This is a genomic window from Priestia flexa (genome assembly GCF_021441905.1).
Taxonomy (GTDB): domain Bacteria; phylum Bacillota; class Bacilli; order Bacillales; family Bacillaceae_H; genus Priestia; species Priestia flexa.
This window is the reverse complement of the sequence record NZ_CP090431.1, coordinates 3,516,667-3,537,332: the sequence shown is the minus strand read 5'-3', so window position 1 is coordinate 3,537,332 and position 20,666 is coordinate 3,516,667. Positions and strand designations below refer to the sequence as shown.

General features: G+C 40.0%; 22 protein-coding genes. 21 read left to right on the top strand and 1 reads right to left on the bottom strand.

Annotated elements, in window-relative coordinates; all coding sequences use genetic code 11:
- Positions 1 to 63: 63 nt before the first annotated feature.
- The 4 genes from LZP85_RS18225 to LZP85_RS18210 all read left to right on the top strand — a co-directional run bounded on the left by LZP85_RS18225 (position 64) and on the right by LZP85_RS18210 (position 2,225).
- The gene (locus LZP85_RS18225) at positions 64 to 795 is read left to right on the top strand and encodes a flagellin N-terminal helical domain-containing protein (protein WP_277627762.1); all 732 of its coding nucleotides are present in this window, start codon (positions 64 to 66) and stop codon (positions 793 to 795) included.
- A gap of 246 nt (positions 796 to 1,041) precedes the next feature.
- Complete coding sequence (locus LZP85_RS20835) at positions 1,042 to 1,254, top strand: flagellin (protein ID WP_326490222.1); 213 nt, start codon at positions 1,042 to 1,044, stop codon at positions 1,252 to 1,254.
- 218 nt (positions 1,255 to 1,472) lie between these two features.
- Entirely contained in the window at positions 1,473 to 1,658 is a 186-nt protein-coding gene (locus tag LZP85_RS18215) for a hypothetical protein (protein WP_234561839.1), read from the top strand.
- Positions 1,659 to 2,024: 366 nt separating this feature from the next.
- The gene (locus LZP85_RS18210; RefSeq protein ID WP_167556098.1) at positions 2,025 to 2,225 is read left to right on the top strand and encodes a YjfB family protein; all 201 of its coding nucleotides are present in this window, start codon (positions 2,025 to 2,027) and stop codon (positions 2,223 to 2,225) included.
- A gap of 439 nt (positions 2,226 to 2,664) precedes the next feature.
- On the opposite strand, the gene LZP85_RS18205 is transcribed toward LZP85_RS18210, so the two are convergent.
- The gene (locus LZP85_RS18205) at positions 2,665 to 3,012 is read right to left on the bottom strand and encodes a hypothetical protein (protein ID WP_206782917.1); all 348 of its coding nucleotides are present in this window, start codon (positions 3,010 to 3,012) and stop codon (positions 2,665 to 2,667) included.
- Positions 3,013 to 3,296: 284 nt separating this feature from the next.
- Between LZP85_RS18205 and LZP85_RS18200 the strand changes: the two genes are divergently transcribed.
- The 17 genes from LZP85_RS18200 (at position 3,297) to LZP85_RS18120 (ending at position 20,489) form a co-directional block, all read left to right on the top strand.
- The gene (locus LZP85_RS18200) at positions 3,297 to 3,650 is read left to right on the top strand and encodes a flagellar protein FlaG (protein ID WP_206782918.1); all 354 of its coding nucleotides are present in this window, start codon (positions 3,297 to 3,299) and stop codon (positions 3,648 to 3,650) included.
- 14 nt (positions 3,651 to 3,664) lie between these two features.
- The gene (gene fliD, locus LZP85_RS18195) at positions 3,665 to 5,461 is read left to right on the top strand and encodes a flagellar filament capping protein FliD (protein ID WP_206782919.1); all 1,797 of its coding nucleotides are present in this window, start codon (positions 3,665 to 3,667) and stop codon (positions 5,459 to 5,461) included.
- Positions 5,462 to 5,506: 45 nt separating this feature from the next.
- Positions 5,507 to 5,905, top strand: a complete 399-nt coding sequence (gene fliS, locus LZP85_RS18190; protein WP_025907032.1) for a flagellar export chaperone FliS — start codon at positions 5,507 to 5,509, stop codon at positions 5,903 to 5,905.
- Positions 5,902 to 6,252, top strand: coding sequence for a flagellar protein FliT (locus LZP85_RS18185; RefSeq protein ID WP_025907030.1), 351 nt, complete (start codon positions 5,902 to 5,904; stop codon positions 6,250 to 6,252). Before fliS ends, LZP85_RS18185 begins: the two co-directional genes overlap by 4 nt.
- Positions 6,253 to 6,391: 139 nt before the next feature.
- Positions 6,392 to 7,542 (top strand): IS3 family transposase gene (locus LZP85_RS18180; RefSeq protein WP_163071374.1). Its coding sequence is split into 2 segments (ribosomal slippage): positions 6,392 to 6,665 and positions 6,665 to 7,542, totalling 1,152 coding nucleotides; the frame shifts between segments, so codons are not numbered across the junction.
- Positions 7,543 to 7,741: 199 nt separating this feature from the next.
- A complete protein-coding gene (hpf, locus tag LZP85_RS18175; protein WP_119542635.1) occupies positions 7,742 to 8,299 on the top strand; it encodes a ribosome hibernation-promoting factor, HPF/YfiA family in 558 nt (185 codons plus the stop codon).
- Positions 8,300 to 8,531: 232 nt separating this feature from the next.
- Complete coding sequence (gene secA / locus LZP85_RS18170) at positions 8,532 to 11,048, top strand: preprotein translocase subunit SecA (RefSeq protein ID WP_119542634.1); 2,517 nt, start codon at positions 8,532 to 8,534, stop codon at positions 11,046 to 11,048.
- A 131-nt stretch (positions 11,049 to 11,179) separates the two neighbouring features.
- Positions 11,180 to 12,278, top strand: a protein-coding gene (gene prfB, locus LZP85_RS18165) for a peptide chain release factor 2 (RefSeq protein WP_138116421.1) whose coding sequence is annotated in 2 segments (ribosomal slippage) — positions 11,180 to 11,242 and positions 11,244 to 12,278 — 1,098 coding nt in all. Because the reading frame shifts where the segments join, the coding sequence is not laid out codon by codon here.
- Positions 12,279 to 12,459: 181 nt separating this feature from the next.
- Positions 12,460 to 13,257, top strand: a complete 798-nt coding sequence (locus LZP85_RS18160) for a YitT family protein (protein ID WP_407681857.1) — start codon at positions 12,460 to 12,462, stop codon at positions 13,255 to 13,257.
- Positions 13,258 to 13,325: 68 nt separating this feature from the next.
- On the top strand, positions 13,326 to 13,634 hold the full coding sequence (gene cccB, locus LZP85_RS18155; protein WP_025907023.1) for a cytochrome c551: 309 nt from the start codon (positions 13,326 to 13,328) through the stop codon (positions 13,632 to 13,634).
- A 303-nt stretch (positions 13,635 to 13,937) separates the two neighbouring features.
- Positions 13,938 to 14,624 (top strand): cell division ATP-binding protein FtsE, encoded by a 687-nt coding sequence (gene ftsE / locus LZP85_RS18150; protein ID WP_061786090.1) that lies wholly within the window; start codon positions 13,938 to 13,940, stop codon positions 14,622 to 14,624.
- Positions 14,614 to 15,504, top strand: coding sequence for a permease-like cell division protein FtsX (ftsX, locus tag LZP85_RS18145; protein WP_119542632.1), 891 nt, complete (start codon positions 14,614 to 14,616; stop codon positions 15,502 to 15,504). Before ftsE ends, ftsX begins: the two co-directional genes overlap by 11 nt.
- Positions 15,505 to 15,615: 111 nt before the next feature.
- Complete coding sequence (locus LZP85_RS18140; RefSeq protein WP_206782921.1) at positions 15,616 to 16,941, top strand: murein hydrolase activator EnvC family protein; 1,326 nt, start codon at positions 15,616 to 15,618, stop codon at positions 16,939 to 16,941.
- Positions 16,942 to 17,114: 173 nt separating this feature from the next.
- Entirely contained in the window at positions 17,115 to 18,557 is a 1,443-nt protein-coding gene (locus LZP85_RS18135) for a S41 family peptidase (protein ID WP_119542630.1), read from the top strand.
- A gap of 145 nt (positions 18,558 to 18,702) precedes the next feature.
- Positions 18,703 to 19,020 carry a winged helix-turn-helix transcriptional regulator gene (locus LZP85_RS18130; RefSeq protein ID WP_025907017.1) on the top strand — a complete coding sequence of 106 codons (318 nt, stop codon included), beginning with the start codon at positions 18,703 to 18,705 and terminating at the stop codon, positions 19,018 to 19,020.
- 44 nt (positions 19,021 to 19,064) lie between these two features.
- Positions 19,065 to 19,700: an FMN-dependent NADH-azoreductase gene (locus LZP85_RS18125; protein ID WP_119542629.1), complete on the top strand. Its 636-nt coding sequence runs from the start codon at positions 19,065 to 19,067 to the stop codon at positions 19,698 to 19,700.
- A 153-nt stretch (positions 19,701 to 19,853) separates the two neighbouring features.
- A complete protein-coding gene (locus LZP85_RS18120) occupies positions 19,854 to 20,489 on the top strand; it encodes an FMN-dependent NADH-azoreductase (protein WP_061786086.1) in 636 nt (211 codons plus the stop codon).
- The last annotated feature ends 177 nt before the right edge of the window (positions 20,490 to 20,666 follow it).

Here is a 20,666-nt window from a genome sequence, read left to right as displayed (position 1 = left end):
GGCAGGGAGTTAAAACAAGCTCACACGGACGTGGGCAAAAACATATTCAAGGAGGAAATGAAAATGAGAATTAATCATAATATTGCGGCGTTGAATACTTATCGTCAGTTAGGTAATGCAAACAATGCACAACAAAGTTCAATGGAGAAATTATCTTCAGGACTTCGTATTAACCGTGCTGGAGATGATGCAGCAGGTCTTTCAATTTCTGAAAAAATGCGTGGGCAAATTCGTGGTCTAGACCAAGCATCTAAAAATGCACAAGATGGTATCTCTTTGATTCAAACTGCTGAAGGAGCACTTAATGAAACACATGCTATTTTACAACGTCAGCGTGAATTAGTTGTTCAAGCGGGAAATGCTGGTACACTTGAAGCTGATGACCTAAAAGCTATTCAAGATGAAATTACTCAACTGAATAGTGAATTAGATGGGATTGCTGACCGTACAGAGTTTAACGGTAAAAAATTACTAGACGGAAGTTATTCTGCTGATTTACAAATTGGAGCAAATATTGGACAACAACATACTATAACAATTGATTCAGGAGTAGCTAGTGAGGGATTTGATTCTACTTCGTTAACAGTTAATGGTATAACTGCAGATGGTACTTCTTTTGATGCTGATGTCGCATTGGTAGATGCAGCAATCGCAAAAGTTTCTGCAGCACGTTCTAACCTTGGGGCAAACCAAAATCGCCTTGACCATACCATTAACAACCTAAGTACATCTTCTGAAAACCTAACTGCTGCGGAATCTCGTATTCGTGACGTAGATTATGCTTTAGCTGCATAATGCAGTAACAAGCACAGTCGTCCTAGCTGGTAACGGCTAGAGATTATCATCGGGTGAATTGCTGGAAAACCCTTAGAGCTTTTCTTACCACAACGTAGTTGGAAACGACAAGCGCGATGGTTTGAAAAAAGAAAAGATTGGGAAATCAGCAGCCAAGCTCCTGTTCCGAAAGGATGGAGAAGGTTCAACGACTAGGATAGACCATCTAAGGCAAATGCTATGATGATGAAATCCGTAGGTGAAACAATGTCCATCAGCATTGTGAATCCGAAGTGCCCGACCCTTACTAGATTGCTAGAAGGTGAAGATATAGTCTGGTCATTTGTGAAAGCAAATGTTCGCACGATGGCGAAAGAAATGATGGAACAAACTAAGAACTCAATCTTAGCACAAGCATCACAAGCAATGTTGGCTCAATCAAATCAACTGCCTCAAGGTGTGTTACAACTCTTGAGATAATGATTAGAAGGGCGTCTAGCTTGGTAACGAGCTAGAGGATAACTGGGTGAATTGCTGGAACTTCCTAAAGCCTCATCAACCACAACGTAACTGGAAACGGTAAGCGTGAAGGTCTGAAAATGATGAGGATGAACCGATGGATAATCAGCAGCCAAGCTCCTGTGAGGAAACTCTGGAGAAGGTTCAACGACTAGAGAACACGGTCTAAGGTGCAAGCTATGACTATGAATCTCGTAGGGCAGCAAAAGCTGTTCGAAGTGCCCAGCTCCATGAAAAACATGGATGAAGATATAGTCTATTCTGTAATCGAAAGATACAGTCGCAAAGCAAGCGAACCAACAACCACAAGGAGTTCTACAACTTCTTCGTTAATTTTAGATTATTTAAAAGAGACTGAGACATAAGTAGTTCAGCCTCTACTATACCTGAACGATTGAGAGTTCATAACTTTTAATCGTTCAGGTTTTTTGGTTGATTGTGAAAACAATGTTGGAAACAGGGTGGAATGGAGCGTAGGACACTCGACTCCTGCGGGAAAGAGAGGGAAAACTGAGATCCCGCAGCGCAATGGAACGAACGTGTTGAGACAAATCAAAGAGATGGGAACAGCTATTGTTCGTCTTTTAGAAGCCATCATTTTGTTATGTCCCAAACTCTTTTACTTTTGATATAGGTCATGGTGTTAATGATTTGGCACTACTGACGCTAATTTAGGTAATCAAAAGTCTGATTGATACTAGAGTCTTTTTTATGATGAAAGGAGCATTCCAGTGGACGTAGCAAAACTTTCAATGGCCCTAAGCAAATCTAATACTCAGCATCAAGCTTCTCTGTCCGTAATGAAAATGGCGATGGGTAACGCAGAACAGCAGGGTGAAACCATTCAAGAGCTTTTAAGCTCAGCTGATGTAAAAGTCATTCAGCATGCTGCTCAGCCTCATCTTGGTGGAAACATTGATCTTAGAAAATAAATTTATATTTTCATATGTAGAGTATAAACAATACGAATTCAGCCCATACTAGTACCAAGGTATTCCCCTATCCCCTTTTTTATTGACCTTCTCCCGTGAGAAGGTCTTTTTTTATGAAAGAGGCTGAGACATAAGTAATTCAGCCAATAATAAACCTGAGCGATTGAGAGTTCACAACTCTTAGTTGTTCAGGCTTTTTGTTGATTGTGAAAAACGAGTTTGGAAACAGGGTGGAATGGAGCGTAGGATACTCGACTCCTGCGGGAAAGAGAGGGAAAACGGAGATCCCGCAGCGCAGCGAGGAAGCTCAGGTTCCTCCCCGCGGAAAGCGAGTGGCCGTAGGGCAATGGAACGAACGTGTTCAAGCAAACCAAAGAGATGGGAGCGGCTATTGTTTGTCTCTTAGAAGCAGTCAGTTTGTTATATCCCAAACTCTTGCTTATGCATAAATAGACGATAAAGCCGGCCTGTCTCCGATTTGAGCGGGGTCTTGAGTAGAGATGTATTCAATCTTATAGCGGTTCAAGTAGTTTTTTTGCAGAATGGCACAGCCAATTTGCTTATCGGTTGTGGTGAACAAAATGATGCGCTTTTCTCCGTTGATGGTTTCGTCTTTTTGTATTTCTTGAATGGACAAGCTTGGTTCTTCTTTTTTTGCATAGGTTTCGATTTTTGCTTGAATGGTAGAATACGAGTCGGTTTCTTTAATTGCTTTTTCGTTTGTATGAATAACGGTAAAGGCTGTGAGCATCCCGGCAAGTAGAAAAGGAATGATCGTTTTTTTCATGGCTGAGTAGCTCCTTTATAGAGGATCTTGGCAATGTGGAATTTTAACAGCATTGTAGCACGAAAAGCCCCCAATAAAGGCCTAGATTTAAAGAAATAGGAAAATAAAACAGATTAATGGATAACAAAGGTAGCGCTCGTGACCTTCATCCCTGTTAAGAAAGCAAGCCTTATCTCATGTGAAATCATGTTTTTAAAGAGGAAAAGTACTGCGAACTACCTATAAACAATAAATAAATGTTTCCGATAACAATAAAAAAGAGTGTTTTTTAAGGGGTGGCTGTGATGGAGGGGACATCAATTTCAGCTAAAACGCTTCATTCAAGTGCGTTAAGCTATGCTAGCGTTCAGCAATCAAAAGAAAAAAATCAGCTAGAAACAGAGTCAAAAGTGCCGGAAAGCAGTAATGAAGTAATCATTGCACAGCTTGAAAAAGCGGTGGAAGAGATTAATCAAAAGCTCGCACCTACGTTTGTTTCGGTACGTTTTCAACTTCATGAAAAGTCTCATACGTATTTCGCTCAGGTTGTAAATGCGGATACGAATGAGGTGATTCGAGAGGTACCTCCCGAAAAGCTTTTAGATATGCATGCCGAGATGGAGCGGCTGACGGGATTAATCGTTGATCAAAAAATGTAATTGGCGGTGAAAGAATGGTTCGTATTGGTGGATTAGCAAGTGGAATGGATATTGACCAAATCGTAAGTGATTTAATGAAAGCGGAGCGTATGCCGCTGGATAAAATAAAGCAAAAAAAGCAAACAACAGAATGGCAGCGTGACCAGTATCGCGAAATGAACCGATTGCTAACGGAATTTCGTGATTCGGCTTTTAACATGACGCTCCAGTCAACATATATGGTGAAAAGCTCATCTTCAGCAGATGAATCGAAAGTAACGGCTACTGCAACAACGTCAGCAGGTAACGCGTCGTATACGTTATCAAACGTAACGATGGCGACGGCTGCTAAAAATATTAGCGGGGCAGTTTCAGGAACAACGAAAATTGATCCATCAAAAAGCTTATGGTCTCAGCAAAGTGCGTTTTCAGGTGGGCTAACGTGGCAGACTAAAACTATCAATCAAAGCGCGATTACGGTAGCCAGCGACACGACGAAGGTTTCGTTAGGAAAAGGAGCAATTGAAGCTTCAACCTTACCAGGACAAATTGTTGTAAAAGATAAAGACGGAAATGAAACGTCTTATAGTGTGCGCACAGACAACGCGACAGGGTTAGGAACAGACCAGGTATTTGTCGATCCAGCAACCGGTGAAATGACGTTTGGTACGCAGCTTACAAAAGATAGCACGGTACAAGGGTTTGATTATGACCAAAACTACGTGTCATTTGCCATTACAACGCATGATGAAAATGGAAAAGCGATTGAAGATGATCAGAAGAACGGGAAAATGAACTTCGAGTTTGATGGTACGAAGTCATTAAATGACGTTATTTCTACGATTAACAATTCCAAGGTCGGGATTTCTGCATTTTACGATTCGGGCACAGATAAAATTATGTTCACGCGTAAAGATACCGGGAGTTTAACAGATGCAAGCGGTACGGGTCCACAAATGAAATTGGAAGGTACTTTTTTAACGCAGACGCTAAAGTTGGATCAAACGAATGAACAAAGCGGAACTGACGCAACGTTTGAAATCAACGGCTTACAAACAACGAGAAAGTCCAATACGTTCACAGTCAGCGGCGTGAGCTTTACGCTTCAAGATAACTTTACGGCCCCTGTGCGCGTAAATGTTAGCAACAACACAGATAAAGCGGTTGAATCGATTAAAGATTTTGTGACGAAGTACAATGAACTCATCGCTACACTCAATGGCAAAACTACGGAAGAGCGTTACCGCGATTACAGTCCTTTGACCGATGCTCAGCGTGAAAGCTTAACAGATAAACAAGCGGAGCAGTGGGAAGAAAAAGCAAAGAGCGGATTGTTAAAAAACGATTCAATTCTTTCAAGTGGACTAAATCAAATGCGTTCTAACTGGTATTCAGCTGTTTCAGGCATCACCGGTGAATTCAAGCAGCTAACGGATATTGGAATTACGACTAGTACGAACTATATGGACCGTGGAAAGCTTGTTATTAACGAGACAAAGTTAAAAGAAGCGCTTGAGAAAGATCCGCAGTCCGTGATGGATTTATTTTCAAAAAATGGCGAAACGACAAGTGAAAAAGGGATTGTCCGCAGACTTCGTGAATCCGTTGCGGATACGGTATCTAAAATTGAGCAGCGTGCAGGCCGCTCAACGTGGACGAATACGCAGTTTGTGCTCGGTCGTAATTTACGTGACATGGATGATCAAATTAGTCGATTTGAAAGTCGTCTTGTGCAGGTAGAAGACCGCTATTGGCGCCAATTTACAGCAATGGAAAAAGCTATTCAAAACTCAAACGCACAAAGCATGCAGCTATCGCAATATTTCGCTTAAACATAGCAATACAATGAAGAAAGAGTACGAGAAGGAGTGAAGGAAATGGCAGCAAATCCTTATCAAGCGTATCAGCAAGGGGCAGTTCAAACCGCTTCACCTGGTGAACTTACGCTGATGCTTTACAACGGATGCATTAAATTTATTAAAATGGCCCGTATTGGGTTTGAACAACACAATATTGAAGCGAAAAACGAAAACTTACTTAAAGCACAAAAGATTATTCAAGAGCTAATGGTTACTTTAGATACAAGCGCTGCTGTTGGAAAAGAAATGATGGCGATGTATGACTATATGAATCAGCGCTTAATTGAAGCCAATGTTCAAAATCGCGTAGAACTCCTCGACGAAGTAGAGGGATATGCCGTTGAGTTTCGCGATACGTGGAAGCAGGTTATTCAAATGAATCGTAAGCAAACCCATGGTTCAGGTGGACAAGCGTGACACCTCTCGACTCCGTATATGAACTGACGGCTGAGCTCTATGGCCTTGTCCAAAAGCCGCTTCTTGCAGAAGAACGTGAGAATATGATTGCGAAAGTGGAAGGCTTGCTTCAAGAGCGCAGTCAGTATATTGACGAGCTTGTTCAGTCGAAAGAAAGCAAGAATGATTCGAGAGGGAACATCATCGTTAGCATGAATGCCATCATTGATTCAACATTGTTAAAATGGAAAAAAAGTGTTGAAGAGGACCTTCAAAAAACAAAGGCCAAAAAACAGCATGTTAATCGTTATGTTAACCCGTATGGAAATGAAACATTCGATGGGAGTTTTTACGATAAGCGAAACTGAATAGAAGACGTAAAAATTCGAAAAAAAAAAGACCTTCTTCTCTTTGGGACTGACCCCATAAAGTGAGACAAATAAAAAACACCTTTAAGTTGAAAACTGGGTATGTAGTACCTAACAATCACTTGGAGGTGTTTTTTCTATGGGAACAAGAGTCAGTTATCCAGTCGAAATAAAGTTAAAAGCGATTGAAATGAGGTTAGCCGGTGTACCTGTAAAAGAAGTATTATCACAACTAAACATTCGGAATCCTACTCAATTAAAAACATGGATGAAGTGGTATCAAAATGGGGATGTACACCGGTTGGAACAGCCAGTAGGCAAGCAATATGCCTATGGAAAAGGTCCTGATTTTGAAAACGAGACAGCTAAGTTAAAGACTGAGAACCGACAATTAAAGCAACAAATCGAGATTTTAAAAAAGTACAAGGAATTGGAAAGGAAGTGGTACCAGAAATCGCAGTGAACCTAGTGGAAGAGTTAAAAGAACAAATCCCTATTTATCAAATCTGTTTCCATCTTGGTATTCCTCGGTCCACTTACTACCGTTGGAAGCAGCATAGTCAACAGGATACACGAAAGAAATGGATGGAACAGCAAGTGGGTGAACAATGTCGTGCACACAAGTTTCGATATGGCTATCGGAAGATCACAGCTGTACTCAAGCGAACCATGAAGATTAACCACAAGTTTGTGCAGCGTACCATGCAGAAATACGGTTGGCAATGTCGCGTTAAACGGAAGAAACGGCAGCGAACAGGGCAACCTTATCAGGTTGCAGAGAATGTATTAAAACGTGACTTTCGAGCTGAACGCCCTCTTCAAAAGCTCGTGACTGATATTACGTACTTGCCTTTTGGGCCGAAACCATTGTATCTTTCAAGTATTCAAGATTTATTTAACGGAGAGATTATTGCGTATTCCATAGGTGATTGTCAAAATGTCGCGTTTGTTTTAGACACGCTTAACCAACTCCCTTCTCTACCGGAAGGGTGCACGTTGCATAGTGATCAAGGCTCTGTGTACACATCGTATGCTTATCAACAAACAATTAAAGAGAAAGGCATTATCATGAGTATGTCCCGAAAAGGGACGCCTGCAGATAATGCCTCAATTGAATCGTTTCATTCCTCACTAAAGTCTGAAACGTTCTACCTTGACGAGTTGACATACACTACGACTACCATCATAGAGCAAACCGTCAAAAGCTATATTACGTATTATAACCATGCCCGTATTCAAACAAAATTAAACAACCAGTCTCCTGTACAATACAGAAAACGGGTTGTTTAAAAGGTGTTTTGATTCCTGTCTCAAAAACAGGGGTCAGTCCCCTTTGAAGAAGGTCTTTTTTTTTAGTTCTAACATACACTTTCTTAAATTTGAAAATTTATTCGCTGAATTTTCAAAAAAAATATAGGTTTAGGAAGGGAAAGTGTCGGGTATTGTAGAAATATAGAGGTATAGCAATGATTAAAGGAGGAGTTCGAATATGATGTACAACATTCGTGGCGAAAACATTGAGGTAACTCCAGCAATCAGGGAATATGTAGAGAAAAAGCTCAGCAAGTTAGAGCGCTATTTCGATGGTACACCTAATGCTGATGTAAATGTAAACTTAAAAGTATACAACAACGACCAAAAAATAGAAGTTACAATTCCAATGACTGATCTTGTATTACGTGCTGAAGAGACGCATACAGATTTATATGCCGCAGTCGACCTTGTCCTTGATAAACTTGAGCGCCAAATTCGCAAGCATAAAACGAAAGTGAACCGTAAAATGCGTGAAAAAGGTGCTGAAAAATACCTATTCGCTGCGTTAGAAGGTGACTCAAGCGTTGCCGTTGCAGCTGAAACGGATGAAGAAGAGCTAGAGCTTGTCCGTACAAAACGATTTAACTTAAAACCAATGGATAGTGAAGAAGCAATTTTACAGATGAATATGCTTGGTCATAGCTTCTTTGTCTTCACAAATGCCGACACAAATACAACCAATGTCGTTTATCGTCGAAAAGATGGGCGATATGGCCTGATTGAGCCAAACTAAATACAGTAACTTCTAAGGCAGCGAGCTTTACTCGCTGTCTTTTTTAATGATGTCTAGTTTACGTTGCTTATCCCGTTCGTTCTAGGCAGTATTTATCAAATCATCAGTTGAGTAATAATGGGTATAAGTTGCTACTTGTCTAGCCCCGATGTTACAATTTTATTCAGAATGTTTTATAATAAGGAAATAACAAGTACAAGATGTATTGATTATAAATAGAGGAGCGTTTAATATGCTTGGATTATTTAAAAAAGTGTTTGACGGAAATCAACGCCAAATCGGTCGTTTAGAACGAATGGCTGAACAGATTGATGCGTTGGGTCCTGATATCGCATCGCTGACAGATGATCAGCTTCGTGAGAAAACAGTAGACTTTAAAGAACGTTATCAAAATGGTGAATCTGTAGACGATATGCTGACAGAAGCTTTTGCAGTTGTACGTGAAGCGGCAAAGCGTGTGTTAGGCATGTATCCTTATAAAGTGCAGCTAATGGGTGGTATCTCCTTACATGAGGGGAATATCTCTGAGATGAAAACAGGGGAAGGTAAAACGTTAACTGCAACTATGCCTGTTTATTTAAATGCCATTACTGGAAAAGGCGTGCACGTTGTAACGGTCAATGAATATTTAGCAAGCCGTGATGCAACTGAAATGGGGCGTCTTTATGAGTTTTTAGGCTTAACGGTTGGCTTGAATTTAAACAGCTTAACAAAGGATGAAAAGCAGGAAGCGTACGCTGCTGACATTACGTATACAACAAATAACGAGCTAGGATTCGATTATTTACGTGATAACATGGTGCTTTATAAAGAACAAATGGTACAACGTCCCCTTCATTTTGCTGTAATCGATGAAGTTGACTCCATTTTGATTGACGAAGCGCGTACACCGTTGATTATCTCTGGAACTGCTCAAAAGTCAACGGCTCTTTATATTCAAGCTAATGCATTCGTTCGCACGCTTGATAAAGAAACGGACTATACGTTTGATGTGAAGACCAAAAGTGTTCAGTTAACTGAGGACGGAATGTCTAAGGCTGAAAAAGCGTTTGGTATTGAAAACCTGTTCGATATCTCGCATGTAGCCTTAAACCACCATATTAACCAAGCGTTAAAAGCACACGTAACGATGCAAAATGACGTTGACTATGTGGTAGAAGACGGGAAAGTCGTAATCGTCGATCAGTTTACAGGTCGTTTAATGAAAGGTCGTCGCTTTAGCGATGGGCTTCACCAAGCAATTGAAGCAAAAGAAAATGTCGACATTCAAAACGAAAGCATGACGCTTGCAACAATCACGTTTCAAAACTACTTCCGTATGTATGAAAAGCTAGCGGGTATGACGGGGACAGCGAAAACGGAAGAAGAAGAATTCCGAAACATCTATAACATGCAGGTAGTTGTAATTCCAACGAATAAAGACATTGCTCGTGATGACAAAGCAGACTTAATTTATAAAACGATGGAAGGCAAGTTCAAAGCCGTTGTCGAAGATATCGCTGAGCGCAATGCGAATGGACAGCCTGTGCTTGTTGGTACAGTAGCGATTGAAACGTCTGAACTATTGTCTTCATTATTAAAGAAAAAAGGTATCAAGCACCACGTTTTAAATGCAAAGCAGCATGAGCGTGAAGCTGATATTATCGAAAACGCTGGCCAAAAAGGCGCGGTGACAATCGCAACAAACATGGCTGGACGTGGAACAGATATTAAGTTAGGCGAAGGTGTTATTGAAGCAGGCGGTTTAGCCGTAATCGGTACAGAACGTCATGAATCACGCCGTATCGATAACCAGCTGCGTGGTCGTGCTGGTCGTCAAGGAGACCCGGGGGTTTCTCAATTTTATCTTTCAATGGAAGATGAGCTGATGCGTCGCTTTGGCTCTGATAACATGATGTCCATGATGGATCGCCTTGGTATGGACGATTCACAGCCAATTCAAAGTAAAATCGTGACAAGAGCCGTTGAATCTGCGCAAAAACGAGTAGAAGGTAACAACTTCGATGCGCGTAAACAATTGCTTCAATATGATGATGTATTACGTCAGCAGCGTGAAGTAATCTACAAGCAGCGCTTTGAAGTGTTGGATTCAGAAAATCTGCGTGATATTGTAGAGCGCATGATCCAATCAACGGTTGAAAGAGTTGTCGCTACGTACACGCCAAGCGATGAGTTAGAAGAAGATTGGAATTTACAAGGTATTGTTGATTATGTAAATGCTAATATTCTAGATGAAGGGCAAATCACGGAAGAAATGTTGCGCCGTAAAGAGCCTGAAGAAATTGTAGAAATACTTGTTGATTATGCAAAAGCGCGCTACAACGAAAAAGAAGACCAGCTTGAGCCAGAACAAATGCGTGAGTTTGAAAAAGTTGTTGTTCTTCGCGCGGTTGATTCAAAATGGATGGACCATATCGATGCGATGGATCAGCTACGTCAAGGTATTCACCTTCGTGCATACGGTCAAACAGACCCACTTCGCGAGTATCAAATGGAAGGCTTTGCGATGTTTGAAAACATGATTGCCACAATTGAAGAAGAAGTGACGAAGTATATGATGAAAGCAGAGATTAACAACAACCTTGAACGTCAAGAAGTAGCGAAAGGACAAGCTGCTGTGCATCCAAAAGAAGGGGATGCACCTGCGAAAAAAAAGCCAAAAGTCAACGCAGTTGATGTAGGTCGTAACGATACATGCATTTGCGGAAGCGGTAAGAAGTATAAAAACTGCTGCGGAAAAGAAGCATAAAAGTAAGGAAGCATTATTGGTTTAGCGACAAACTGTGTTACAATCACATACAGATAGCAACCGTCAGGAAGGAAATGGGCAGCCCCCATTTCCTTCCTGTGTGTCAAAAATAAGATAGAGGTGTTTGAACGATGGATTTAGTAGAAATTAAGCAAGAGTTAGAGAAAACAGCTAAGCGATTAGCGGACTTTAGGGGGTCTCTTTGACCTCGATAACAAGCAAGCTCGTATCGATGAGCTAGATGAAAGAATGGCTGATCCAAGCTTTTGGGATGATCAGCAAGCAGCACAAACAGTTATCAATGAAGCAAACGGCTTAAAGGATGCTGTAAATCAGTTTAATCACTTAGATGAAACGTATGAAAATTTACAAGTATCGTATGAGCTTGTAAAAGAAGAATACGATGAAGATTTAGCTACCGAGCTAGTTGACGAATTAAAACAGTTAACGTCAGGTATGAATGAATTTGAGCTACAGCTCTTATTAAGTGAGCCTTACGATAAGAACAACGCCATTCTAGAGCTTCACCCGGGTGCAGGCGGAACGGAATCTCAAGACTGGGGCTCAATGCTACTGCGTATGTACACGCGCTGGGCAGAGAAAAAAGGCTTTAAGGTTGAGACGTTAGACTATCTTCCTGGAGACGAAGCTGGAATTAAGAGCGTTACGTTACTAATTAAAGGTCATAATGCATATGGCTATTTAAAAGCAGAAAAGGGCGTACACCGTCTTGTACGTATTTCGCCGTTTGATTCATCTGGTCGTCGTCATACATCGTTCGTATCATGTGATGTCATGCCTGAGTTTAACGATGAAATCAATATTGATATTCGTACAGAGGATTTAAAAGTAGATACGTACCGTGCAAGTGGTGCGGGTGGTCAGCATATTAATACGACCGATTCAGCTGTTCGTATTACCCATCTACCAACTAACGTAGTTGTTTCTTGTCAAACAGAGCGTTCACAGATCAAAAACCGTGAGCAAGCGATGAAAATGTTAAAATCGAAGCTTTATCAGCTAGAGATTGAAAAGCAGCAAGAACAGCTAGCCGAAATTCGCGGTGAGCAAAAGGATATCGGTTGGGGAAGTCAGATTCGTTCTTATGTATTCCACCCATATTCTCTTGTAAAAGACCACCGTACAAATACTGAAATCGGAAATACACAAAGCGTAATGGACGGAGACATTGATTTATTTATTGATGCCTACTTACGTTCACATATTTAAGAGTGATAGCTACCCCTGGATTTTCGCGCAAGCGTGGAACCAGGGTTTTTTTCTGACAGCATGAGTTGCTTAAAAGTTACATACGCTATGGTAAAAGTCGTTAACTGAGGTGACTATCATGAAAAGATTGAAACGAGACGTATTTTCTGTATCCGACCGACTGCTGCAAATTGTTTATGTCATGGTTGGAGCAAGTATCGTCGCGATAGCCTTTAATATATTCCTACTTCCTAACCGTATTGCATCTGGTGGTATAAGCGGTATCAGCACGATTTTAAATGCATTATTTAATTGGTCTCCAGCCTATGTTCAGTGGGCTTTTAACGTACCGCTTTTTCTTTTAGGAGCGTTGCTACTTGGTTGGCAATTTGGAGCCAAAACCTTAATTGGTACGGTTTTTTTACCGTTTGTTGTCTTATTAACAAGCGATATTGAGCCAGCTACAACTGATCCGCTTCTTGGAGCGTTGTTTGGTGGAATTGGTGTGGGTGTTGGGTTAGGTCTGGTGTTTCGAGGACACGCATCCACTGGAGGCACGGATTTAGCTGCGCAAATTATTCACAAGTATACATCGTTATCGCTCGGTATTTGTGTAGCTTTAATTGATGGGCTCATTGTGATTGCGGCTGCTTTCGTATTTGATCTAGAACGAGGGCTATATGCGCTAATCGGCCTTTATGTCACAAGTAAAACCATTGACCTTGTCCAAGTAGGCGTCGGGCGCTCAAAAATGGCGCTCATCATTACCAATAAAGAAAAAGAAGTGCGCCACGAAATTTTACATACAATTGACCGGGGGGTGACGCGTTTGTCAGCCTACGGGGGGTATACGGATGAAGAGCGACCAATTTTAATGGTTGTAGTTGAACAAACAGAATTCACAAAATTGAAACAAACGGTTAAAGCAATTGACCCATCTGCATTTGTCATTGTTGCAGACGCTTCAGAGGTACTAGGAGAGGGTTTTAAACGTTCATAAGTAGGTTATAATAGAGTGAAAAACTTCACAAAATGGTTAATTTTATTATGGAATGAGGAGGAATAGCCATGAAGAAATTAGCATTAGCAATCATTGCAGGAGCATCTTTTACATTGGCAGCGTGCGGTGGAGGGAATGAGTCTTCTGAAACAGCTTCTGAAGCAAGTGGGGAAGAGCTTTACCAACAAAACTGTTCGGGCTGTCATGGGCAAAACCTTGAAGGTGCAAGAGGACCAAACCTTGAGAAGACTGGTGCGAAATATTCACAAGAAGAAATTGAAGACATTATCAATAATGGGAAAGGAAGCATGCCAAAAGGCTTGGTGAACGAAGAGGAAGCGAGCAAAATTGCCGAGTGGTTAGCCGAAAAGAAATGATGCAAAACGAGGAGCAAAAAAGCTTCTCGTTTTATTTTTTTACAAAATATAGACGAGGATAGTCCTGCTGTTTTTCTAAATTTCTTTGAGAGCAGACTCCTTTTTAGGGGGATATAGGAAAGTGTATGAATCCGACTAATGTCATATTTGAAATAAAAATGTAATATTTTTAGGGCTTAAATTCTCGAAAAGTGATGTTATAATGAGAAAGCAACTGAAATGAGTCGTTTTTTTTGATTTTTTTTGTAATTCTTTGTCGAAAGACGGGGAATGAAAATAACACACTTGATTAGGTGATAACTGATGATTGAAATGCAAAATGTTTATAAAACGTATCCGAACGGTGTGAAAGCAATCAATGGGATTAGCATCAAGATTAATCAAGGTGAGTTTGCTTATATCGTAGGACCAAGCGGAGCGGGTAAATCCACATTTATTAAAATGATGTATCGCGAGGAGAAACCTTCTACGGGCGATATCATTGTCAATGGCTCAAACGTAGCCAAAATTAAAAGTCACAAGGTACCAATTTTCCGTCGTAATATTGGGGTAGTCTTCCAAGACTTTAAGCTTCTACCAAAGCTAACGGTATATGAAAATGTGGCGTTTGCTTTAGAAGTGATTGAGCAGCACCCAGAGGAAATTAAAAAGCGCGTAATGGAAGTGCTTGATCTTGTAAAGCTGAAAAATAAAATGCGAGCGTTCCCCGATGAACTATCTGGTGGAGAGCAGCAGCGTGTATCAATCGCGCGTTCTATTGTGAATAAACCAAAAGTGGTCATTGCAGATGAGCCGACAGGGAACCTAGACCCTGAAACTTCTTGGGAAATCATGGACATTTTTGAAGAAATTAATAAAAGTGGCACAACGATTTTAATGGCAACTCACAATCGTGAAATTGTAAATGCAATTCGTAAACGAGTAATTGCTATTGAAAATGGAAAAGTTGTGCGTGACGAAGTAAGAGGTGATTACGGATATGAAGGCTAGAACATTCGGTCGCCACTTACGAGAAGGAGCAAAAAGTCTTAGTCGAAACGGGTGGATGACTTTTGCATCAGCTAGTGCGGTAACAGTTACCTTACTACTAGTTGGTGTCTTTTTAACGCTTATGCTTAACCTAAATCACGTAGCCAATTTAATTGAAAACGACGTTGAAATTCGAGTACACGTCGATCCAGCAGCTACAGATGAAGAGCAGTCAGCTATTGAAGAGAAGTTAAAAGCAATTAGCCGTGTTGATACGGTGTCATTTTCTTCTAAAGACAAAGAGCTCAAGAGCTTAATTGATAGTATGGGTGAAGAAGGGAAAGCATTTGAGCCTTTTGAACAGCAAAACCCATTAAATGACGTATTTATTGTCAAAACAAAAACACCAAACGATGTAGCTAAGGTTGCTACAGAAGTTGAAAAATACTCGAATGTTACAAATGTGCAATACGGACAAGGTGAAGTTGAAAAACTGTTTAACGTCCTAGAAGTTGCCCGTAACATTGGAATTGCTTTAATTATCGGTTTGCTTTTCACAGCAATGTTCTTAATTTCTAATACAATTAAGATTACCATCGTTGCTCGTCGTGAAGAAATTGAGATTATGAGATTAGTAGGAGCAACAAACCTATTTATTCGCTGGCCATTCTTCATTGAAGGCTTGCTGCTTGGATTATTAGGTTCAGTTGTACCAATCGGTGTCTTAATTGGTGTATACACGTTTGTATTCAACCAATCTGAGCCAAAATTCAACGGATATTTTGAGCTTTTACCAACGTTCCCATTCACGCTTCAAATTGCGCTATTACTTGCTGTAGTCGGTGGATTTATCGGCGTTTGGGGAAGTATGCTATCAGTTCGAAAATTCTTAAAAAAATAAGTTGTATTATTCAGTACCACGACAAATCTAGCCTAAACGTTAGATTTGTCTTCTTACATATAAAGATGATAAGCACATAAAAAAACACGTACAAATGAGGAGAACAGACAAATGAAACGCAAAGTATTAACGGTTACAGCAGCGGCTTTTGTCGGGCTAAGCGGTGTATGGTTAAGTTCGGGGAATATCGCTTATGCAAACGGAGACATTGATAAAAAGATTAGCGATTTAAATGAAAAAAGTTCAAATGTAAACAAAAACATTAATGAAGGTAAAGAAGAAATTAAATCTTTACAAGAGCAACAGAAAAAAACAGAAGCCGAAATGAAGCGTTTAGACGAGAAGATCGGTGAGACAAACGAGAAAATCCGAAATCGCGAGTCTGAAATATCAGAAACAAAGAAAGAAATTGAAAAATTAAAAAAAGATATTGAAGAAGTAAAAGAACGTATTGAAAAGCGAAATGAACTGTTAAAAGATCGAGCTGTAGCGTTACAGGAAAGCGGTGGCTCAGTGGATTACATGCAAGTTCTACTAGGCTCACAAAGCTTTGGTGACTTTATCGGCCGTGTTAGTGCAGTATCTACAATTGTAGAAGCAGACCGTGAGTTATTAATTCAACATGAGCAAGACAAAAAAGAACTTCAAACAAAAGAAACAGCTGTTCAAACAAAACTAGAGTCACTTGAAAAAGCGCTAAAAGACCTTGAAACATTGTCAGCAGATCTTGAGAAGCAAGTCGATGAAAAAGATAAATTAATTGCTACGTTACAATCGCAAGAGCAATCAGCAAACGATGAAATTGTTGGCTTAGAAGAAGAAGCGGCTCTACTAGCAGATCAAAAGAAAGCAGCAGAAGGTGAAAAGGCAGCTTGGGAACAAGAGCAGCGTGAAAAAGCGAAGGCTGCAGCGGAGGCAAAGGCAAAAGCTGAAGCAGAAGCGAAGGCAAGCCAGTCACAGCCAGCAGCAAAATCGGCACCAAGCGCAGCGCCAGCTCAAAAAGCAGAAGCTGCACCAGCACCAGCTATAACAAGCGGTTCGTTCATGCGTCCAGCTAACGGACCAGTCACATCTCGATATGGTTACCGTGAAAAATTTGGTCGCATGCATTACGGAATTGATATTGGAAAACGTGGTAGTAGTGTACCAATTGTATCCGTAGCGGATGGCACAGTTATTCGAGCGTATTACTCATCATCATTCGGGAATGTTGTATTTGTACGCCATAACGTCAATGGCCAAACTTGGGTATCTGTTTATGCTCACTTAGAAAGTTATAATGTGTCTAGCGGTCAGTCAATCGGAAAAGGTCAACAGCTAGGCTACATGGGTAATACTGGTCGTTCATTCGGTGCACACTTGCACTTTGAACTTCACAAAGGAGACTGGCAAGGAAGCAGCTCTGCTGTAAACCCTGAAAATTATATTAACTTCTAATTTTGTGCATATGTTGTACAAGCTTATCATAAAATCTTAACAAAAAGGCATCACACTTGATTTGTGTGGTGCCTTTTGCTACAAATAACACATGCATCCTTTTTATTACATAGTTTCAAGGCTATCTATTATAATAAAAAGAGATGGGTCAGGGTTGAGGAGGATGAAAGAGCTTGAATCGGAAAATAGTGGCATTATTGATGGTGCTCTCTCTTGTAGTTGGAGCAGCAGGTACTTATTTTGGATTACAATATGCAAGCGCTGGAAGCGTTGGTTTATCAAGTCTCTCGTCAGCTACAGGGACAAGTAATGTAGATGTAAATGGTGAATTTGACAAGATTAAGCAAGCCTATGACCTTATATCATCCCAATATTATAAGGATGTAGACGAAAAAAAATTACTAGAAGGTGCTATTCAAGGAATGGTACAGACGCTTGATGATCCCCATTCATCCTATATGAATAAGGAAACAGCAAAGCAATTTGAACAATCACTTGACTCATCCTTTGAAGGAATTGGTGCAGAAGTTAGCATGGTAGATGGTAAAGTCACAATCGTAGCACCATTTAAAGAATCACCAGCTGAGAAAGCTGGTTTAAAGCCCAACGATCAAATTTTAAAAATTGATGGTAAAAGCATTGAAGGATTAGAGCTTTATGATGCTGTGTTAAAAATTCGTGGTGAAAAAGGATCAACAGTTAAATTAGATATTCAGCGTCCCGGTGTAAAAGACATGATGAAAGTTGATGTGGTACGTGATGAAATTCCAATTGAAACTGTTTATTCATCTGTGAAGAAAGTAAATGACAAATCAATTGGCTACATGGAGATTACGTCATTTTCTGAATCTACCCAAGATGAATTTAAAAAGCAGCTAAAGGAACTTGAAAAGAAAAATATTGAAGGACTTGTCCTTGATGTGCGTGGAAATCCAGGTGGTTATCTCCAAAGCGTGGAGAAAATGTTAGAAGAACTTGTAACAGGTGACAAGCCGTATGTACAAATTGAAGAGCGTGACGGTGATCGTCAAACGGTTAAGTCTTCTTTAAAAGAACCAAAAGATTATCCAATTGTAGGACTGATCGATGGTGGTAGTGCATCTGCTTCAGAAATCTTAGCTGGTGCATTAAAAGAAGCTGGCGGATATGACATCGTTGGTGAAAAATCATATGGTAAAGGAACAGTTCAGCAAGCAGTGCCAATGGAAGACGGCAGTAACTTAAAGCTGACGTTCTACAAATGGTTAACGCCAGATGGCAATTGGATTAATGAAAAAGGAATTAAGCCAACTGTTGAAGTAAAACAGCCTGACTATTACTACACAAATCCAATTCAAGTTACTAAAACATTAAAATTTGATATGACAGATGATCAAATCAAAAATGCACAGCAAATGTTAAAGGGATTAGGGTTTGAACCTGGCCGTACCGATGGATATTTCGGTAAAGAAACAGAAACGGCTGTAAAAGCGTTTCAAAAAACAAATGATCAAAAAGTGACGGGAGAAATTGACGAAGATACAGCAGCATTACTTCAGACAAAGCTGCTCGAAAAAATCAAGTCAAAAGAAGATGACCGTCAATTAGAAACAGCTCTAAAGCTTGCGAGCGAATAATGAATGAATAGAAAAACCCCCTCTCTGTAGGCTTGCAGAGAGGGGGTTTTTGTAGAAATAGTGAGCATGTTTATTCTCTTTTTCTGTTACAATAAGTGAACAAGTTGGTTTTTCATCCATATTAATAAAGGAGGAGCTCACTAATATGGAAGAACAAAAAGAATTACAGCCAAAGGTAGAGAAGAGCTTTGAACTAATCGGTAAAAAATGGACAGGATTAATCATTTATGTACTGATGAGTGGTCCAAAGCGCTTTAGCGAGCTCAATGAGGCGATTCCGGCTTTAAGCAGAAGGTTACTAACTGAGCGAGTTAAAGAGTTAGAAGAGCATGGTATTGTGCTACGCACTGTTATACCGGAGCGTCCGATTCGCACAGAATATACGCTGACTCAAAAAGGAAAAGAATTAGGGCAAATTTTAGGTCCGATTACGCAATGGGCAGAAAGTTGGATCAAAGACTAACAAGTACAGAAGCAGAAGACTAGCTACAGAAAGGAATGTCAAAGATGGTAAACGTTCTTTATGTTACTGCACATCCACTAAGTGAAGATGAATCATTAAGCATGGCGGTAGGTAAGCAATTTATTGAAACCTATCAAGAAACAAATCGAAATGATGAAGTCGTTCATTTAGACTTATATACGGCTGACATACCATTTCTAGATAAAGATGTGTTTAACGGCTGGAAGAAGCTGCGTGAAACAGGTTCTTTAGAAGAGTTATCATCAGATGAACGAATGAAAGTAGGACGCCTAGCAGAACTAGGTGCACAATTTTTACTAGCAGATAAATACGTGTTTGTTACACCGATGTGGAATTTTTCGGTACCTGCCATTATGAAGGCTTATATTGACGCAATTGCTGTATCAGGCAAGACGTTTACATATACAAAAGAAGGCGCTGAAGGTTTGTTAAAAGGAAAGAAAGCACTTCATATTCAAGCGCGAGGTGATGTTTATTCAGAAGGACCAGAAGTGAACCGTGAAATGGGACATCGCTATTTGGAAGTAATGATGGACTTTTTTGGGATTGAATCCTTTGAAAGCATTATTATTGAAGGTCAGGTAAAGTTTCCAACTAAAGCACAAGAAATTAAAGAAAAAGCAATGAATCAAGCGTTGACTATTGCTACAACTTTTTAAAAAGACTTTTACCAGTCTTTTTTTTTGTTTAAAAGGCATACTAACAAACAGGGTAATCATTTAAATGAGAATAAAATAGTTGACTAAAAAGATTACCTAAGTTACTATTAGTAACATAGTTATTAAAAAGTGAAAGAAAGGTGCGAATTCAACATGGCAAAAGTATTGTATATTACAGCACATCCGCATGACCATCAAACTTCATTTAGTATGGCTGCAGGAAAAGCATTTATTGACACATATAAAGAAGAAAATCCAAACGATGAGGTTGTACACATTGACCTTTATAAAGAGGATATCCCACAATTAGATGCAGATATCTTTGGTGGATGGGGCAAATTAGGAGCAGGTGAAGCATTTGATAAGCTATCAGCTGACCAGCAGCGTAAAATTGCTCGTTTAAATGAACTGAGCGATCAATTTGCAAATGCTGATAAATATGTATTTGTAAATCCAATGTGGAACTTCTCATTCCCACCCGTTATGAAAGCATACTTAGATTCTGTTGCTGTAGCAGGAAAAGCATTCCGCTATACAGAGCAAGGAGCAGTTGGGTTATTAACAGATAAAAAAGCATTTCATATCCAAGCAAACGGCGGTATTTATTCAGAAGGTCCAGCAGCAGATGTGGAGATGGGACATCGCTACATTGGTATTATGATGAACTTCTTTGGAGTTCCATCATTTGAAGGATTATTTGTAGAAGGTCATAATGCAATGCCTGCAAAAGCAGAAGAAATTAAAGCAAGCGGCATTGAAAAAGCGAAAGAAGCAGCGCGTAAATTTTAATAAAGAAGTAAGAAAAAGGGCATCTACACAGTAGATGCCCTTTTTTTGGGTAAATAGAATTGAACACATATGTGTATAACGGACAGTTAACATACAAATATGAATGATTTGTTCCTTTTCTCATAGTACTTGGAGGACTGTTTTTTAGAAAAAAACAACATTGGCGGTTGTTATCAT